The 17,243-nt window shown below is 60.8% G+C and carries 18 protein-coding genes; 17 read left to right on the top strand and 1 reads right to left on the bottom strand.

The window, feature by feature from the left end:
- Window positions 1-229 precede the first annotated feature (229 nt).
- The 8 genes from fliL to flhB all read left to right on the top strand — a co-directional run bounded on the left by fliL (window position 230) and on the right by flhB (window position 5,621).
- Entirely contained in the window at window positions 230-733 is a 504-nt protein-coding gene (gene fliL, locus AC07W4_RS14230) for a flagellar basal body-associated protein FliL (RefSeq protein ID WP_495032847.1), read from the top strand.
- 9 nt (window positions 734-742) lie between these two features.
- On the top strand, window positions 743-1,711 hold the full coding sequence (fliM, locus tag AC07W4_RS14225) for a flagellar motor switch protein FliM (RefSeq protein ID WP_008052878.1): 969 nt from the start codon (window positions 743-745) through the stop codon (window positions 1,709-1,711).
- A gap of 66 nt (window positions 1,712-1,777) precedes the next feature.
- On the top strand, window positions 1,778-2,224 hold the full coding sequence (gene fliN / locus AC07W4_RS14220; RefSeq protein ID WP_008052879.1) for a flagellar motor switch protein FliN: 447 nt from the start codon (window positions 1,778-1,780) through the stop codon (window positions 2,222-2,224).
- Between the two features lie 30 nt (window positions 2,225-2,254).
- Window positions 2,255-2,668, top strand: a complete 414-nt coding sequence (gene fliO / locus AC07W4_RS14215) for a flagellar biosynthetic protein FliO (protein WP_008052880.1) — start codon at window positions 2,255-2,257, stop codon at window positions 2,666-2,668.
- Window positions 2,668-3,426, top strand: a complete 759-nt coding sequence (fliP, locus tag AC07W4_RS14210; RefSeq protein ID WP_008052881.1) for a flagellar type III secretion system pore protein FliP — start codon at window positions 2,668-2,670, stop codon at window positions 3,424-3,426. The genes fliO and fliP overlap by 1 nt, the downstream gene beginning before the upstream one ends.
- On the top strand, window positions 3,423-3,692 hold the full coding sequence (gene fliQ, locus AC07W4_RS14205) for a flagellar biosynthesis protein FliQ (protein WP_007948918.1): 270 nt from the start codon (window positions 3,423-3,425) through the stop codon (window positions 3,690-3,692). The genes fliP and fliQ overlap by 4 nt, the downstream gene beginning before the upstream one ends.
- Before the next feature lie 3 nt (window positions 3,693-3,695).
- A complete protein-coding gene (gene fliR / locus AC07W4_RS14200; RefSeq protein WP_008052882.1) occupies window positions 3,696-4,478 on the top strand; it encodes a flagellar biosynthetic protein FliR in 783 nt (260 codons plus the stop codon).
- 3 nt (window positions 4,479-4,481) lie between these two features.
- Window positions 4,482-5,621: a flagellar biosynthesis protein FlhB gene (gene flhB, locus AC07W4_RS14195; RefSeq protein WP_495032846.1), complete on the top strand. Its 1,140-nt coding sequence runs from the start codon at window positions 4,482-4,484 to the stop codon at window positions 5,619-5,621.
- Between the two features lie 92 nt (window positions 5,622-5,713).
- Here flhB and AC07W4_RS14190 read toward each other — a convergent pair whose 3' ends face one another.
- A complete protein-coding gene (locus AC07W4_RS14190; RefSeq protein ID WP_495032845.1) occupies window positions 5,714-6,268 on the bottom strand; it encodes a cytochrome b in 555 nt (184 codons plus the stop codon).
- Window positions 6,269-6,495: 227 nt separating this feature from the next.
- Here AC07W4_RS14190 and flhA point away from each other — a divergent pair, with 227 nt between their 5' ends.
- From flhA to AC07W4_RS14145, 9 genes are all read left to right on the top strand, one after another.
- On the top strand, window positions 6,496-8,625 hold the full coding sequence (gene flhA, locus AC07W4_RS14185; RefSeq protein WP_032829794.1) for a flagellar biosynthesis protein FlhA: 2,130 nt from the start codon (window positions 6,496-6,498) through the stop codon (window positions 8,623-8,625).
- An 11-nt stretch (window positions 8,626-8,636) separates the two neighbouring features.
- On the top strand, window positions 8,637-9,965 hold the full coding sequence (gene flhF, locus AC07W4_RS14180; RefSeq protein ID WP_495032844.1) for a flagellar biosynthesis GTPase FlhF: 1,329 nt from the start codon (window positions 8,637-8,639) through the stop codon (window positions 9,963-9,965).
- 116 nt (window positions 9,966-10,081) lie between these two features.
- Window positions 10,082-10,912, top strand: coding sequence for a flagellar synthesis regulator FleN (gene fleN, locus AC07W4_RS14175; protein WP_008001746.1), 831 nt, complete (start codon window positions 10,082-10,084; stop codon window positions 10,910-10,912).
- Complete coding sequence (fliA, locus tag AC07W4_RS14170; protein WP_150724477.1) at window positions 10,909-11,649, top strand: RNA polymerase sigma factor FliA; 741 nt, start codon at window positions 10,909-10,911, stop codon at window positions 11,647-11,649. Before fleN ends, fliA begins: the two co-directional genes overlap by 4 nt.
- Before the next feature lie 167 nt (window positions 11,650-11,816).
- Window positions 11,817-12,188, top strand: coding sequence for a chemotaxis response regulator CheY (locus tag AC07W4_RS14165; protein WP_003183998.1), 372 nt, complete (start codon window positions 11,817-11,819; stop codon window positions 12,186-12,188).
- A gap of 21 nt (window positions 12,189-12,209) precedes the next feature.
- Entirely contained in the window at window positions 12,210-12,998 is a 789-nt protein-coding gene (locus tag AC07W4_RS14160; protein ID WP_008052267.1) for a protein phosphatase CheZ, read from the top strand.
- Between the two features lie 54 nt (window positions 12,999-13,052).
- Complete coding sequence (locus AC07W4_RS14155; RefSeq protein WP_495032843.1) at window positions 13,053-15,317, top strand: chemotaxis protein CheA; 2,265 nt, start codon at window positions 13,053-13,055, stop codon at window positions 15,315-15,317.
- 48 nt (window positions 15,318-15,365) lie between these two features.
- The gene (locus AC07W4_RS14150; protein WP_495032842.1) at window positions 15,366-16,496 is read left to right on the top strand and encodes a protein-glutamate methylesterase/protein-glutamine glutaminase; all 1,131 of its coding nucleotides are present in this window, start codon (window positions 15,366-15,368) and stop codon (window positions 16,494-16,496) included.
- Window positions 16,496-17,236: a flagellar motor protein gene (locus AC07W4_RS14145; protein WP_008052271.1), complete on the top strand. Its 741-nt coding sequence runs from the start codon at window positions 16,496-16,498 to the stop codon at window positions 17,234-17,236. The genes AC07W4_RS14150 and AC07W4_RS14145 overlap by 1 nt, the downstream gene beginning before the upstream one ends.
- Window positions 17,237-17,243 lie beyond the last annotated feature (7 nt).

The raw sequence follows: 17,243 nt of genomic DNA, 5'->3' as shown, positions 1-17,243 counted from the left end.
CAGACATATCACCCTGTGGGAGCGGGCTTGCCCGCGAAGAGGCCGGAACATTCAGCATTGATGCTGACTGTGCCGACGCCTTCGCGGGCAAGCCCGCTCCCACAGAGGGTTGCAGTGTTCTTCAAGTCGCGGCCATCCCCACCCATCCCTCTCCCGACACTTCTGGCATAACACTTGCTCTTGCCTTGCCGTGCGACTGTGAAAACCCGAATAGTGACGGATTATTGGCATGGCGAAGAGCGACGCAGCAGTAAAAGACCCCGCAACCAAAGGCAAACTCAAGCTGATTATCGCGATCGTGGTGGCCCTGCTGCTGGCGATCGGTTTGTCCGTGGGGGCGACCTGGTACTTCATGCACAGCGCCCAGAGCAAGCCTGCCGCCGCCGTGGTTGAAACCGCTCCGATCGGCAAGCAGCCAGCGATTTTCGAACCGATGGCGCCGGCTTTCGTGGCCAACTTCAACCAGAACGGTCGCCAGCGCTACATGCAAGTGAGCATCACCATGCTCGCGCGCAATCAGGCGGATCTGGAGGCGCTCAAGGTCCACATGCCGGTGATCCGCAATAACCTGGTCATGCTGTTCTCCGGGCAGGACTTCGCGACCCTCGCCTCGCCGGTCGGCCAGGAAATGCTGCGGCAGAAAGCCACCGCCAGCGTCCAGGAAGTGGCGCAGAAAGAGCTCGGCAAAGTGGTGATCGAACAGTTGCTTTTCACTAATTTCGTACTGCAGTAGGAACTCGACATGGCCGTGCAGGACCTGCTGTCCCAGGATGAGATCGACGCGCTGTTGCATGGCGTCGACGATGGTCTGGTACAGACCGAGAACGCCGCCGAACCCGGTGCCGTCAAAAGCTATGACCTGACCAGCCAGGATCGCATCGTCCGTGGACGCATGCCGACCCTGGAAATGATCAACGAGCGTTTCGCCCGCTACACGCGCATCAGCATGTTCAACATGCTGCGTCGCTCGGCGGACGTGGCGGTCGGTGGTGTGCAGGTGATGAAGTTCGGCGAATACGTGCACTCGCTGTACGTGCCGACCAGTCTCAACCTGGTCAAGATCAAACCCCTGCGCGGCACCGCGCTGTTCATCCTCGATGCCAAACTGGTGTTCAAGCTGGTGGACAACTTCTTCGGCGGTGACGGCCGGCACGCCAAGATCGAAGGGCGTGAATTCACCCCGACCGAACTGCGTGTGGTGCGCATGGTGCTGGAGCAGGCGTTCGTCGACTTGAAGGAAGCCTGGCAGGCGATCATGGAAGTCAACTTCGAGTACATCAACTCGGAAGTGAACCCGGCCATGGCCAACATCGTCGGCCCGAGCGAGGCCATTGTGGTGTCGACCTTCCATATCGAACTCGATGGTGGTGGCGGCGACCTGCACGTGACCATGCCGTACTCGATGATCGAGCCGGTGCGCGAAATGCTCGACGCCGGCTTCCAGTCGGACCTCGACGACCAGGACGAGCGCTGGGTCAACGCCCTGCGCCAGGACGTGCTGGACGTCGACGTGCCGATCGGTGCGACGGTGGCTCGTCGTCAGTTGCGCCTGCGCGACATCCTGCACATGCAGCCGGGGGATGTGATTCCGGTCGACATGCCGGAAGAAATGATCATGCGCGCCAATGGCGTGCCGGCCTTCAAGGTCAAGATGGGCTCGCACAAGGGCAACCTGGCGTTGCAAGTGATCGAGCCGATCGAGCGCCGCTGACCGGCGCTCGAACCCATTCGCGATTAACCGAATTCTGAATTTTTGCTCGCCGAGGACACTGACAATATGAACACGCAGGACGATCAGGCACTGGCCGATGAATGGGCTGCGGCCCTGGAAGAAACCGGCGATGCCGGGCAAGCTGACATCGACGCTTTGCTGGCGGCCGATTCCGGCAATTCCGCGTCCAGCCGCCTGCCAATGGAAGAGTTCGGCAGCGTGCCGAAAAACAACGATCCGGTGAGTCTCGAAGGTCCGAACCTGGACGTGATCCTCGATATTCCGGTGTCGATTTCCATGGAAGTGGGCAGCACCGACATCAACATCCGCAACCTGCTGCAACTGAACCAGGGTTCGGTGATCGAGCTTGATCGCCTGGCCGGCGAGCCGCTGGACGTGCTGGTCAATGGCACGCTCATCGCCCACGGCGAAGTGGTGGTGGTCAACGAAAAGTTCGGCATCCGCCTGACGGACGTGATCAGCCCAAGCGAACGCATCAAGAAGCTGCGCTGAGTGAAAAGGGTTCTCGGATTTGTGTTGGCGATGCCGTTCAGCGTGCTGGCGGCCGAGCCTGTCGCAACGGCTTCAACGGCTGCTGCACCGGCGGTGAGCAGCGGTGTGGCGGGCCAGTTGACGCAGTTGGTGTTCGGCCTGCTACTGGTGCTGGGGCTGATCTTCTTCCTCGCCTGGTTGCTGCGTCGGGTCCAGCAGGCCGGTCCGGCCGGCAAGGGGCAGGTGATCGGGATTGTCGGCTCCCGCGCGCTGGGGCCACGCGATCGCCTGATGCTGGTGCAGGTCGGCAACGAGCAGATCCTGTTGGGCCTGAGCCCCGGCAACATCACTGCGCTGCACGTCCTCAAGGAGCCGGTGCAAGTGCCGGGTACCGAGAAGCCGACGCCGGAGTTTGCCCAGCGCCTGTTGGAGATGCTGGGTAAAGATCAGAAGGATAAGAAGTAATGGGTGCGCTGCGCATCGTCTTGACGCTGACCCTGATGCTGGCCGCGCCGCTGGCTTTCGCCGCCGACCCGCTGTCGATCCCGGCAATCACCCTGGGCACCAATGCGCAGGGTGCGCAGGAATACTCGGTCAGCCTGCAAATCCTGCTGATCATGACCGCGCTGAGTTTTATCCCGGCGTTTGTCATGCTGATGACCAGTTTCACCCGGATCATCATTGTCTTTTCGATCCTGCGCCAGGCCCTGGGCCTGCAGCAGACACCGTCGAACCAGATCCTCACCGGCATGGCGCTGTTCCTGACCCTGTTCATCATGGCGCCGGTGTTCGACCGGGTGAACCAGGACGCCCTGCAGCCGTATCTGGCGGAAAAACTGACGGCACAGGATGCGGTCGCCAAGGCTCAGGTGCCGATCAAGAACTTCATGCTCGCCCAGACTCGCACCAGCGATCTGGAGTTGTTCATGCGCCTGTCCAAGCGCACCGATATCGCGACGCCGGATCAGGCGCCGTTGACTATCCTGGTGCCGGCCTTCGTGACCTCCGAGCTGAAAACGGCGTTCCAGATCGGCTTCATGATCTTCATTCCGTTCCTGATCATCGACCTGGTCGTGGCCAGTGTGTTGATGGCCATGGGGATGATGATGCTCTCGCCGCTGATCATTTCCCTGCCGTTCAAGATCATGTTGTTCGTGCTGGTGGATGGCTGGGCGCTGATCATCGGCACGCTGGCCAGCAGCTTCGGCGGTGTCTCGCCATGACCCCGGAAGTTGCGGTCGATATCTTCCGCGAGGCGCTGTGGCTGACCACCATGATGGTGGCGGTGCTGGTGATTCCGAGTCTGCTGGTCGGCCTGCTGGTGGCGATGTTCCAGGCCGCCACCCAGATCAACGAACAGACCCTGAGCTTCCTGCCGCGCCTGCTGGTGATGCTGGTGACCCTGATCGTGGCCGGTCCGTGGCTGGTGCAGACCTTCATGGAGTACATCCTGCAGTTGTACGGCAGTATTCCTCAGGTCATCGGCTAAACCATGTCACTGCTGGCGTTGACCGATACCCAGATCAGCACTTGGGTGGCGACGTTCATGTTGCCGCTGTTTCGCGTCGGCGCCTTGCTGATGGTCATGCCGGTGTTTGGCACGACCCTGCTGCCCCGGCGCATCCGCCTGTATTTCGCGTTGGCCATTACCGTGGTCATCGTGCCGGGGCTGCCGCCGATGCCGCCGGTCAATCCCCTGGATTTGAGTGGGTTGTTGCTGATTGCCGAGCAGATTCTCATCGGTGCGGTGATGGGGTTTTCCTTGCAACTGTTCTTCCAGGCCTTTGTGGTGGCCGGGCAAATCGTCGCCATCCAGATGGGCATGGGCTTCGCCTCCATGGTCGACCCGACCAACGGTGTATCGACGGCGGTGATCGGGCAGTTTTTCACCATGCTGGTGACGCTGCTGTTCCTGTCCATGAACGGTCATCTGGTGGTGTTCGAGATCCTCACCGAGAGCTTCACCACGCTGCCGGTGGGGGGAGGCCTGATGGTCAATCACTACTGGGAACTGGCCGGTAAGCTCGGCTGGGTGCTGGGTTCGGCGTTGTTGCTGGTACTGCCGGCGATCACCGCGCTGCTGGTGGTCAACATCGCCTTTGGTGTCATGACCCGGGCAGCGCCGCAACTGAACATTTTCTCCATCGGCTTCCCGCTGACCCTGGTGCTTGGGTTGTTCATCGTCTGGGTCGGATTGGCGGACATTCTCAACCAGTATCAACCGCTGGCCACCGAGGCCTTGCAGTTGTTACGCGAAATGGCACGGGCGAGCTGAGCCATGGCCGAGAGCGAAAGCGGTCAGGACAAAACAGAAGATCCCACGGAGAAGCGCAAGCGGGACTCCCGTGAAAAGGGTGAGATCGCGCGTTCCAAGGAACTCAACACCCTGGCGGTCATGCTGGTCGGTGCCTCGGCGCTGCTGATTTTTGGCGGCGCCATGGCGCAGGACATGATGGAGCTGATGCGCATCAACTTCTCGCTGCCGCGGGAAGTGATCCTGGATCAGCGCTCCATGTCCACCTACCTGATGCGCTCGGGGCAAATTGCCCTGTGGTCGATCCAGCCTGTGATGATTGCGCTGGTACTGGCCGCCATCATCGGCCCGATTTCCCTGGGCGGCTGGCTGTTCGCGGCGGGTTCCATGGCGCCCAAGTTCAGTCGCTTGAACCCCGGTCCCGGCCTCAAACGCATGTTCTCCACCAAGTCGCTGGTCGAACTGCTCAAGGCTCTGGCCAAGTTCATCATCATCCTGTTCGTGGCGCTGGCGGTGTTGTCGTCGGACATCGATGACCTGCTGCGCATCGCCCATGAGCCCCTGGACATGGCGATCATTCACAGCCTGCAAGTGGTGGGCTGGAGCACGTTGTGGATGGCTTGCGGGCTGATCCTGATCGCGGCGGTGGATGTGCCGGTTCAGCTCTGGGAAAGCCACAAGAAACTGCTCATGACCAAGCAGGAAGTGCGTGACGAACATAAGGACCAGGAGGGGCGGCCGGAGGTCAAGCAGCGGATCCGGCAGCTGCAACGCGAGATGTCCCAACGCCGGATGATGGCCGCCATTCCCGAGGCCGACGTGGTCATCACCAACCCGACCCACTACGCCGTGGCCCTCAAGTACGACCCGGAAAAGGGCAATGCGCCGGTATTGCTGGCCAAGGGTAGCGACTTCCTGGCCCTGAAGATCCGCGAGATCGCGGCGGCCAACGAGATTTTGCTGCTGGAGTCGCCAGCGCTGGCGCGCTCGATCTACTACTCCACCGAGCTTGAGCAGGAAATTCCTGGCGGGCTGTATCTCGCGGTGGCTCAGGTGTTGGCTTACGTTTATCAGATTCGACAGTATCGGGCGGGTAAGGGCAAGCGGCCTGATCCGCTCAAGGATGATTTGCCGATTCCGCCGGATTTGCGCCGGGATTCTTGAGTTTCGCGCTGTCGCTGATGCCCCCTTCGCGGGCAAGCCCGCTCCCACAGGGTTCTGCGCAAGCCGCACTGGCCTGCGCTGGCCTTTTCAGCTCAGCGCCTGATTTTGAGTAACATTCCGGCGAGGACGTCGTCCTTGTCGATACAGTGGTGTTTTACTGCCACCAGCAGATGCCCGCCGACCAGTGCGCCACAGCACCACGATGTCCAGGTATGAATGTATTTGGCCAGGTCGTAGAGGTCGGGATCAGGGGCAACCAGTGGCGGTAAAAGAAACAGTCCCGCCACAAGAATCGGTTTGTCTGCAACCGAGCTCCAGTACCAGCCTGAAAGGGGTAAGGCAATCAGCACAATGGCGTAAAGCAAGATGTGACCAATCATCGCGCCTTGTTTCATCAGTCCGCTCATGTGGTCTGGCAGCGCTGGAGGCGGATTCTTCAGTCGCCAGGCAACTCGCACGACAATCATGAAAAGCAGGGTGCTAGCCAATGCCTTGTGCAAGAAAGTGAGTTCGTGGTTGGGGTTCAGTTCATCACGCCAGTGCGTGGCCAGGATCCCCAGCGCCCAACTGCCCATCCAGACAAGTGCCATTCCCCAGTGCAGCCACTTGGCAGTGTTGGTGTATTCCGTGGTTTTAGCCTTCGGCATCGTTGCTTTCCTCCTTGTTCAAGGTTTTGTCAATTTGGAGCCTGGAACGCGATGTTGGAGGGGGTGCATTAACCGACTATTAGGTAGGCGGGCTCAACATCTAGAGATCGCGGCCTGCGAAAACCCTCTGTTTCGCCCCTTTGCAAAAGTTGGAAAGCTTCTTGCAATAGCCGCCCTGCGCCCGCTTCAGGCGTCAAAAGTTTGCTTTAAAGGAACGGGGAAAACCGGTGGATCGCTCTCAGTTAATCAACAGTGCCCGCACAAACGTTGCCGACCTCAGTCGAGGCAATCTGGGCGTGCCGCTGTTGCTGCTGGTCATGCTGGCGATGATGATGTTGCCGGTGCCGCCGTTCCTGCTGGACGTGTTCTTCACCTTCAACATTGCCCTGTCCATCGTCGTGCTGCTGGTGTGCGTCTACGCTTTGCGGCCGTTGGATTTCGCGGTGTTCCCGACCATTTTGCTGGTGGCGACGCTGTTGCGCCTGGCGTTGAACGTGGCCTCCACGCGGGTGGTGATGCTTCACGGCCAGGATGGCCATGCCGCCGCCGGCAAGGTGATCCAGGCCTTCGGTGAGGTGGTGATCGGCGGTAACTATGTGGTCGGTATCGTGGTCTTCGCGATCTTGATGATCATCAACTTCGTCGTGGTGACCAAGGGGGCTGGGCGGATTTCCGAGGTGAGCGCGCGATTCACCCTCGATGCGATGCCCGGCAAGCAAATGGCGATCGACGCCGACCTTAACGCCGGCCTGATCGATCAGGCCCAGGCCAAGGCCCGTCGCTCGGAAGTGGCTCAGGAAGCCGAGTTCTACGGTTCCATGGACGGTGCCAGCAAATTTGTCCGTGGCGACGCCATCGCCGGCCTGTTGATCCTGTTCATCAACCTGATCGGCGGCATGGCGGTCGGCATCTTCCAGCACGGCATGACCTTCGGCGACGCCGGCAAGGTGTATGCGCTGTTGACCATCGGTGACGGTTTGGTGGCGCAATTGCCATCACTGTTGTTATCGACAGCAGCGGCGATCATGGTGACCCGTGCGTCCGGTTCGGAAGACATGGGCAAGCAAATCAATCGCCAGATGTTCGCCTCGCCCAAGGCGCTGGCGGTGGCAGCCGGTTTGATGGCGGTCATGGGCCTGGTGCCCGGCATGCCGCACTTCTCGTTCCTGAGCATGGCGGCCCTGGCGGCCGGTGGCGCTTACCTGTTCTGGAAAAAGCAGAACGTCGCCAAGGTGCAGGCTCTGCAAGAGGTCAAGCGCCAGCAGGAGTTGCTACCGTCGCCGGCCCGCGCCCAGGAAACCAAGGAGCTTGGCTGGGATGACGTGACACCGATCGACATGATCGGCCTGGAAGTGGGTTATCGCCTGATTCCATTGGTGGATCGTAACCAGGGCGGCCAGTTGCTGGCGCGGATCAAGGGCGTGCGCAAGAAGCTGTCCCAGGATCTGGGCTTCCTGATGCCCACGGTGCATATTCGCGACAACCTCGACCTGGCGCCAAGTGCCTATCGCCTGACCCTCATGGGGGTGATCCTGGCCGAAGCGGAGATCTACCCGGATCGCGAGTTGGCGATCAACCCGGGGCAGGTCTACGGCACGCTCAACGGCATTACCGCCAAAGATCCGGCTTTCGGCCTGGAGGCGGTCTGGATCGAAATCAGCCAGCGCGCCCAGGCGCAATCCCTCGGTTATACGGTGGTGGATGCCAGTACAGTAGTGGCTACCCACCTGAACCAGATACTCTACAAGCATTCCAGTGAACTGATCGGTCACGAAGAAGTACAGCAACTCATGCAATTGCTGGCCAAAAGCTCGCCAAAACTGGCCGAGGAGCTGGTGCCGGGTGTGGTTTCGCTGTCGCAACTGCTCAAGGTGCTGCAAGCGCTGTTGGCCGAACAAGTGCCTGTGCGCGATATCCGCAGCATTGCCGAGGCGATCGCCAACAATGCCGCCAAGAGTCAAGATACCGCCGCGCTGGTGGCTGCCGTGCGGGTTGGCGTATCCCGCGCAATCGTCCAAAGCATTGTAGGCACTGAGTCGGAGCTGCCAGTCATCACGCTGGAGCCAAGGTTGGAACAGATATTGCTCAATAGTCTGCAAAAGGCAGGACAAGGCTCGGAAGAGGGCGTTCTGCTGGAGCCAAGCATGGCCGAGAAACTGCAACGTTCGTTGATCGACGCGGCGCAGCGTCAGGAGATGCAAGGTCAGCCGGTGATTCTGCTGGTGGCCGGTCCGGTTCGCGCGATGCTCTCGCGATTCGGCCGGCTCGCAGTCCCGGGTTTGCACGTGTTGGCTTACCAGGAAATTCCTGACAACAAGCAAGTGACCATCGTTGCGACAGTAGGGCCCAACGGCTGAGGTAGTGGTTTATGCAAGTTAAGCGTTTTTTCGCCGCCGATATGCGTCAGGCCATGAAGCTGGTTCGCGATGAGCTGGGCGCTGATGCCGCCATCATTGGCAACCGCCGGATCGCCGGGGGTGTCGAACTGACGGCTGCGCTGGATTACAAGCTGTCGGCGCTGGCGCCGCGGGTTCCGAACATGGAGCTCGAAGACGAGCTGCGCAAGACTCAGTCGCGGATCGTCACCGCCCAGGCCGAGTTGAGCCTGCGTGGCGATGGCGAGAGCGACAATGCAACCAATCGCCAGTTGTTCGCCGGCTTGCCGTTGACCGCCGCCGAGCCGCTGATCGAACCGACCTGCGCCGAACCCCGTCGCCCCGCGCCAGCCGCTGCGCCAGCGTCCGGTGGCGTGGATCCACGTGCGTTCGACTCAATGCGTTTCGAACTCAACAGCCTGCGCGAACTCATGGAAGTCCAACTCGGCTCCCTGGCCTGGAATCAGCTGCAAGGCAGCCGTCCCGACCAGGCCAACCTCTGGCGTCGCCTGCAACGCATCGGCCTGAGCGGCCCGCTGTCGCGCGACCTGCTGGCGATGATCAGCGAAATCGAAGAGCCTCGTCAGGCCTGGCGCATGTTGCTGGCGTACCTGGCGCGCATGATCGTTACGCCGCAAGTCGAGCCGCTGGAAGAGGGCGGTGTGATTGCCATGGTCGGCCCTGCCGGCATGGGCAAGACCACCACCCTGGCCAAGCTGGCCGCCCGCTACGTGCTCAAGTACGGCGCGCAGAACATTGCGCTGGTGAGCATGGACAGCTTCCGCATCGGTGCCCAGGAACAACTCAAGACCCTGGGGCGCATTCTCAATGTGCCGGTGACCCACGTCGATCCGGGCCAGTCCCTGGTGCAGGCGCTGGAGCCATTGCTGCGCAAGCGCGTGGTGCTGATCGATACCGCCGGCCTGCAGGCCAGCGATCCGGCCCTGCGCATGCAGCTCGAAAGCCTGGCCGGTCGTGGCATCCGCTCGAAAAATTATCTGGTCCTGGCAACCACCAGCCAGAAACAGGTTCTAACGGCCGCTTATCACAGTTACAAGCGTTGTGGGCTCGCAGGCTGCATCCTGACTAAACTGGATGAAACGGCAAGTCTGGGTGAGGTGTTGAGTCTTGCCATCAGTCATGAACTGCCGGTGGCTTACCTGACCGATGGCCCGCGGATCCCGGATGATTTGCATCTGCCGCGCCGTCATCAATTGGTCAGCCGCGCCGTGAGCGTGCAAATGCAGGAAGAACCCAGCGAAGAAGCCATGGCTGACATGTTCGCTGACATCTACCACAGCCCGACCAAGCAGGTTGGCTGAGGTATTAATGAACAGTTTTTGTACCTACATCGATGGTCTGCCATGCATTGTTCCGTTTGTGAACGCGCAGCCAGTAATGTGGCCTCCGTCTATGCAAGACAAGGTAAAGAAATAACATGGGCAGCATGCATCCCGTACAGGTGATCGCGGTGACCGGCGGCAAAGGTGGCGTCGGGAAAACTAATGTGTCAGTGAACTTGTCCCTGGCTTTGGCCGAGCTTGGCCGGCGCGTCATGCTGTTGGACGCGGACCTTGGACTGGCGAACGTCGACGTTCTGCTGGGCCTGACACCCAAACGTACCCTGGCCGACGTGATCGAAGGCCGCTGCGAACTGCGCGATGTATTGCTGCAGGGCCCCGGCGGCATCCGTATCGTTCCGGCCGCATCCGGCACTCAGAGCATGGTGCATCTGAGCCCCGCGCAACACGCCGGCCTGATCCAGGCCTTCAGTGATATCGGCGACAACCTCGACGTATTGGTGATCGACACCGCCGCGGGCATTGGTGACTCGGTAGTCAGTTTCGTTCGCGCAGCCCAGGAAGTGCTGCTGGTGGTGTGCGACGAGCCGACCTCGATTACCGACGCCTACGCCTTGATCAAGTTGCTGAACCGCGACTACGGCATGAACCGCTTCCGCGTCCTGGCCAACATGGCCCAGAGCCCGCAGGAAGGACGCAACCTGTTCGCCAAGTTGACCAAGGTCACGGATCGCTTCCTCGATGTCGCCCTACAATACGTCGGCGCGGTGCCCTACGACGAAAGCGTGCGCAAGGCCGTGCAGAAGCAGCGCGCGGTCTACGAGGCCTTCCCGCGTTCCAAGTGCTCGCTGGCGTTCAAGGCCATCGCGCAGAAGGTCGATACCTGGCCGCTGCCTGCCAACCCGCGCGGGCACCTGGAGTTTTTCGTCGAGCGGCTCGTGCAGCAGACAGCAGGACCTGTTCTATGACAGCCAGCGGCTACAACCTCTACAAGAAGTCGGCACGCGATGCGCAGTACGAGCTGATCGAGCGTTACGCGCCGCTGGTTAAACGCATTGCCTACCACTTGCTGGCGCGTTTGCCGGCCAGTGTCCAGGTCGAAGACCTGATCCAGGCCGGGATGATCGGCCTGCTTGAAGTGTCGACCAAATATGACGCCAGCAAAGGCGCCAGTTTCGAAACGTACGCGGGCATACGAATCCGCGGCGCCATGCTCGATGAGGTGCGCAAGGGGGACTGGGCACCACGTTCGGTCCATCGCAACACGCGCATGGTCAGCGATGCCATTCGCTCGATTGAAGCTAAAACCGGCCGAGACGCTAAAGATCACGAAGTTGCGGCCGAACTCCAATTGAGTCTCGATGATTACTACGGGATTTTGAACGACACCCTGGGCAGCCGGCTGTTCAGTTTCGACGACCTGTTGCAGGACGGCGAACACGAAGGGCTGCACGAGGATGGCGCGAGTGCTCATATTGAGCCGTCACGCGACCTGGAAGATGAACGCTTCCAGGCTGCGCTGGCGGATGCGATTGCCAATTTGCCGGAGCGTGAGCGACTGGTGTTGGCGCTGTACTACGACGAAGAGTTGAACCTCAAGGAAATCGGTGAGGTCCTGGGGGTCAGCGAATCGCGGGTCAGCCAGTTACACAGCCAGTGCGCGGCCCGTTTGCGGGGGCGTTTGGGGGAGTGGCGAGCGCGCTGAAGGCAGTGTGGGGACACTGCGAACGAGGCTGGTGTGGTGTTGAACTGCACCGGTCTCGATCTGTTGTGCTCCAGACAGTCATTGAGTGCTTTGCCGGATTGATTGAAATGGCGCGTCCAGGTGCTGGACGCGTTTAAGACTGCTTGGAGGTCGAATTGGACAAGAACATGAAAATCCTCATCGTTGATGACTTCTCAACGATGCGGCGGATCATCAAGAACCTGCTGCGTGACCTTGGGTTCACCAACACCGTCGAGGCCGACGATGGCACTACCGCCATTCCGGTGCTCAACAGCGGAAGCATCGACTTTCTGGTAACGGACTGGAACATGCCTGGCATGACCGGTATCGATCTGCTGCGCCACGTGCGTGCCGATGAAAAGCTCAAGCACCTGCCGGTGCTGATGGTGACCGCTGAAGCCAAGCGCGAGCAAATCATCGAAGCGGCCCAGGCCGGCGTTAACGGCTATGTGGTCAAACCCTTCACGGCCCAGGCGTTGAAAGAAAAAATCGAGAAGATTTTCGAACGCATCGGTTGATGAATGCGCCACGGGGGAGCTATGGGCAATAACGAAACTTCATTGGGCGACTTTGAGTCGACCCTGAAAAAACACGCCGTCGAATTGGTTGAGAGCCTTGAAAAAGGCAAGTTCGGCGACGCGGTGCAATTGATCCATGAGCTCAACCAGACCCGTGACCGTGGCCTGTATCAGGAAGTGGGCAAGCTCACTCGCGAACTGCATAGCGCGATCGTCAATTTCCAGATTGACCCGCACATGCCGCAAGCCGAAGAAGTGTCGCAGATCACCGACGCCACCGAGCGCCTGGGGTATGTGGTCAAGCTGACCGAGGCTGCGGCCAATCGCACCATGGATCTGGTGGAAAGTGCCACGCCGCTGGTCAATGGCCTGGCCGATGAAGCCAAGGTGTTGAGCGCGGACTGGGGGCGTTTCATGCGTCGCGAAGTCGGCGCCGAAGAGTTTCGTGAACTGGCCCGGCGGGTCGACGGGTTCCTGACGCGCAGCGGCACGGACAATCGCGCGGTGTCGGGCAACCTCAACGACATCCTGCTCGCCCAGGATTACCAGGACCTCACAGGCCAGGTGATCAAGCGTGTGACCCAGTTGGTCACCGAAGTTGAAAGCAACCTGCTCAAGCTCGTGCTGATGGCCAGCCAGGTGGACCGCTTTGCGGGCATCGAACATGACCGTGAAGCGATGCTTGCTGAAAAAGATCCACAAAAACATCTCTCTCAGGGTGAAGGTCCGCAGATTCATGCCGATAAAAGAGAAGACGTTGTGTCCGGTCAGGACGATGTGGACGATTTGTTATCCAGCCTGGGATTTTAGAGTTTTAGAATTTTAGGTTTTTTGGGTTTTTAGACCTGTAGGAGCACCCCCTTAATGAGCTTCGGCGCCGATGAAGAGATCCTTCAGGATTTCCTGGTTGAGGCCGGCGAGATTCTAGAGCAACTGTCCGAGCAACTGGTCGAGCTGGAAAGCCGTCCGGATGATGCGGATCTGCTCAATGCAATTTTTCGCGGTTTTCACACTGTAAAAGGGGGCGCCGGCTTCCTCCAGCTCAACGAGCTGGTGGAGTGCTGCCACATCGCCGAGAACGTGTTCGACATCCTGCGCAAGGGTGAGCGTCGCGTCGACTCGGAACTGATGGACGTGGTTCTCGAAGCGCTGGACGCGGTGAACAGCATGTTCAGCGAAGTCCGCGAACGCAGCCCGATCACGGCCGCGACACCGCAACTGCTCGCGGCGCTGGCCCGTCTGGCCGAGCCGCAATCGGCCGACGAGGTGGCTTCTGCGCCCGTCGCCGAGGTCATTGAAGAGCCAGTGGCCGAAACCGGTTCCGATGACATCACCGACACCGAATTTGAACAACTGCTGGACTCACTGAACGCCGTCAAGGCCCAGGCCGAGGCCCCGGTGGTTGCTCCAGCGCCGGCCAGCAATGCCGCTGGCAGCGATGAAATCACCGATGCCGAGTTCGAGTCGTTGCTCGATCAACTGCATGGTAAAGGCCAGTTCGCCGTTGACGCGGTGGTCCCGGCACCGGCTGCGCCAGAAGCCCCGAAATCCGCAGGCGACAGTTCCGATATTACTGACGACGAATTCGAAGCGCTGCTCGACCAGCTGCACGGCAAGGGTAACTTTGCTGTCGAGGCGCTGGAGTCGGCCATTGCTTCTGTGCCAGCACCCGCGGCACCCAGCGCGGTGGCGGCCGGCAGCGATCTGATTTCCGATCACGAGTTCGAAGCGCTGCTCGACGAATTGCACGGCAAAGGCAAGTTCAGCGAAGTCGGCACCGCGACGGTGGCCAACGGTTCGAACGCTTCCGTTGCGGCACCGGCAGCCAAGGCTGCGGCGCCGAAACCTGTGGCCAGGGCACCGGAGCCAAAAGCCGAAGCGCCGACCCCGGCAGCCGCTGCTGCACCGGCTGCTGCCCGCGCACCGGCCGCGCCTCCTGCGGAAAAACCGGCGAGCGAAGCCGAGACCACCGTGCGTGTCGACACCGCGCGTCTCGACGAGATCATGAACATGGTCGGCGAGTTGGTGCTGGTGCGTAACCGCCTGGTCCGCCTGGGCCTCAACAGCGGCGACGAAGCCATGTCCAAGGCCGTGTCGAACCTCGACGTGGTCACCGCCGATCTGCAAACCGCGGTCATGAAGACCCGGATGCAACCGATCAAGAAAGTCTTCGGGCGCTTCCCGCGCCTGGTTCGCGACCTGGCTCGCCAGCTCAAGAAAGAGATCAACCTGGAACTGGTCGGCGAAGAAACCGACCTCGACAAGAACCTCGTCGAGGCCCTGGCCGACCCGCTGGTCCACTTGGTGCGCAACGCGGTCGATCACGGCATCGAATCGCCGGAAGAACGCGAAGCCTCGGGCAAGGCCCGGGGCGGCAAGGTGATCCTGGCGGCCGAGCAGGAGGGCGATCACATCCTGCTGTCGATCTCCGATGATGGCAAAGGCATGGACCCGAACGTCCTGCGTTCCATCGCGGTAAAACGCGGTGTGATGGACAAGGATGCCGCCGATCGCCTGAGCGACACCGAATGCTACAACCTGATCTTCGCCCCGGGTTTCTCGACCAAGACCGAGATCTCCGACGTATCGGGTCGCGGCGTGGGCATGGACGTGGTGAAAACCAAGATCTCCCAGCTCAACGGCTCGATCAACATCTATTCGGCCAAGGGCCAGGGTTCGAAGATCGTCATCAAGGTACCGCTGACCCTGGCGATCATGCCGACGCTGATGGTCATGCTCGGCAACCAGGCGTTCGCGTTCCCGCTGGTGAACGTCAACGAGATCTTCCACCTCGACCTGTCGACCACCAACGTCGTGGACGGCCAGGAAGTGGTGATCGTGCGGGACAAGGCGCTGCCATTGTTCTACCTCAAACGCTGGCTGGTCAGCTCCGCCGCTCACGAAGAGCAGCGCGAGGGCCATGTGGTGATCCTTTCGGTGGGCACGCAGCGGATCGGCTTTGTCGTCGATCAGCTGGTGGGCCAGGAAGAAGTGGTCATCAAGCCATTGGGCAAAATGCTCCAGGGAACTCCGGGCATGTCCGGCGCCACCATCACCGGTGACGGCCGCATCGCGCTGATTCTCGATGTTCCGAGCATGCTCAAGCGTTACGCCACACGGCGTATTTGATTCTGGTGGAGCGGGGCGCCTGGCCTCGCTCCATCTAATGGAGTGTTTATGGCAGTCAAAGTCCTGGTGGTGGACGATTCGGGGTTTTTCCGCCGCCGCGTCTCGGAAATTCTTTCAGCGGATTCCAATATCCAGGTCGTCGGCACGGCGACCAACGGCAAAGAAGCGATCGATCAGGCGCTGGCCCTCAAGCCCGACGTGATCACCATGGACTACGAGATGCCGATGATGGACGGCATCACCGCTGTGCGGCACATCATGCAACGCTGCCCGACCCCGGTCCTGATGTTCTCCTCGCTGACCCACGAAGGCGCCAGGGTCACCCTCGATGCGCTGGATGCCGGCGCGGTGGACTTCCTGCCGAAGAATTTCGAAGACATCTCGCGCAACCCCGAGAAGGTCAAGCAACTGCTGTGCGAAAAGATCCTGAGCATCTCGCGCAGCAATCGTCGCGTCAGCACTTACAGCGCTCCGGCACCTGTGCCCGCACCCGCGCCAACACCCGCGCCTTCGAGCGTCGGCAGTTACGGCAGCAGTGCGCCCGTGCGTCCGGCACCGGCACCGATCCCTGCGCGTACCCATGGGGTCACCGCGTCGTCACCCGTGCCGAAACGCAAAGCCTACAAACTGGTGGCCATCGGTACGTCCACCGGTGGCCCGGTCGCCCTGCAGCGGGTCTTGACCCAGTTACCGGCCAACTTTCCGGCCCCGATCGTGCTGGTCCAACACATGCCGGCTGCCTTCACCAAGGCCTTCGCCGAGCGCCTGGACAAGCTCTGCCGCATCAGCGTCAAGGAAGCCGAGGATGGTGACATCCTGCGTCCGGGCCTGGCGTTGCTGGCGCCGGGTGGCAAGCAGATGATGATCGATGGCCGCGGTGCGGTGAAAATCCTCCCGGGTGACGAACGTCTCAATTACAAGCCGTGCGTGGACATCACCTTCGGTTCGGCAGCCAAGACCTTCGGTGACAAAGTTCTGGCGGTGGTGTTGACCGGCATGGGCGCCGACGGTCGCGAAGGCGCGCGCCTGCTCAAGCAGGGCGGCAGTTCGATCTGGGCGCAGGACGAAGCCAGTTGCGTGATCTACGGCATGCCGATGGCCATCGTCAAAGCCGAACTCGCCGACGCGGTGTATAGCCTCGATGACATTGGCAAGCACCTGGTCGAGGCCTGTATCTGATGGATGTTCTAAGCCTGATTGGCATCATCATGGCCTTCGTCGCCATCATCGGCGGCAACTACCTCGAGGGCGGCCATCTCGGCGCCCTGGCCAACGGCCCGGCAGCGCTGATCGTACTCGGCGGCACCATTGGCGCCGCGCTCCTGCAATCGCCGATGAGCGCCTTCAAGCGCGCCATGCAGATCCTCGCCTGGATCCTCTTTCCGCCCCGTGTCGACCTGGCCGGTGGCATCGACCGCGTGGTGAACTGGAGCCTGACGGCACGCAAGGAAGGTCTGCTGGGCCTTGAAGGCATTGCCGACGCCGAGCCCGACAACTACGCGCGCAAAGGCCTGCAACTGCTGGTCGACGGCGCCGAGCCGGAAGCGATCCGCAGCATTCTGGAAGTGGATTTCTACACCCAGGAAAGCCGCGACATCGAAGCGGCCAAGGTCTTCGAAAGCATGGGCGGTTACGCGCCGACCATCGGCATCATCGGTGCGGTGATGGGCCTGATTCATGTCATGGGCAACCTCGCTGATCCATCGCAACTGGGCAGCGGTATTGCCGTGGCGTTCGTCGCCACTATCTACGGCGTGGCCAGTGCCAACCTGGTGCTGCTGCCGATTGCCGCCAAACTCAAAGCCATTGCGCTGCGCCAGTCGCGTTATCGCGAAATGTTGCTGGAAGGACTGCTGTCGATCGCCGAAGGTGAAAACCCTCGCTCGATTGAGTTGAAGCTTCAGGGCTTCATGGATTGATGGGGGA

Source organism: Pseudomonas sp. GW821-FHT02A08 (assembly GCF_059422045.1).
The sequence above is the reverse complement of the archived record's forward strand: the minus strand, read 5'-3'. Positions and strand labels throughout refer to the sequence as shown.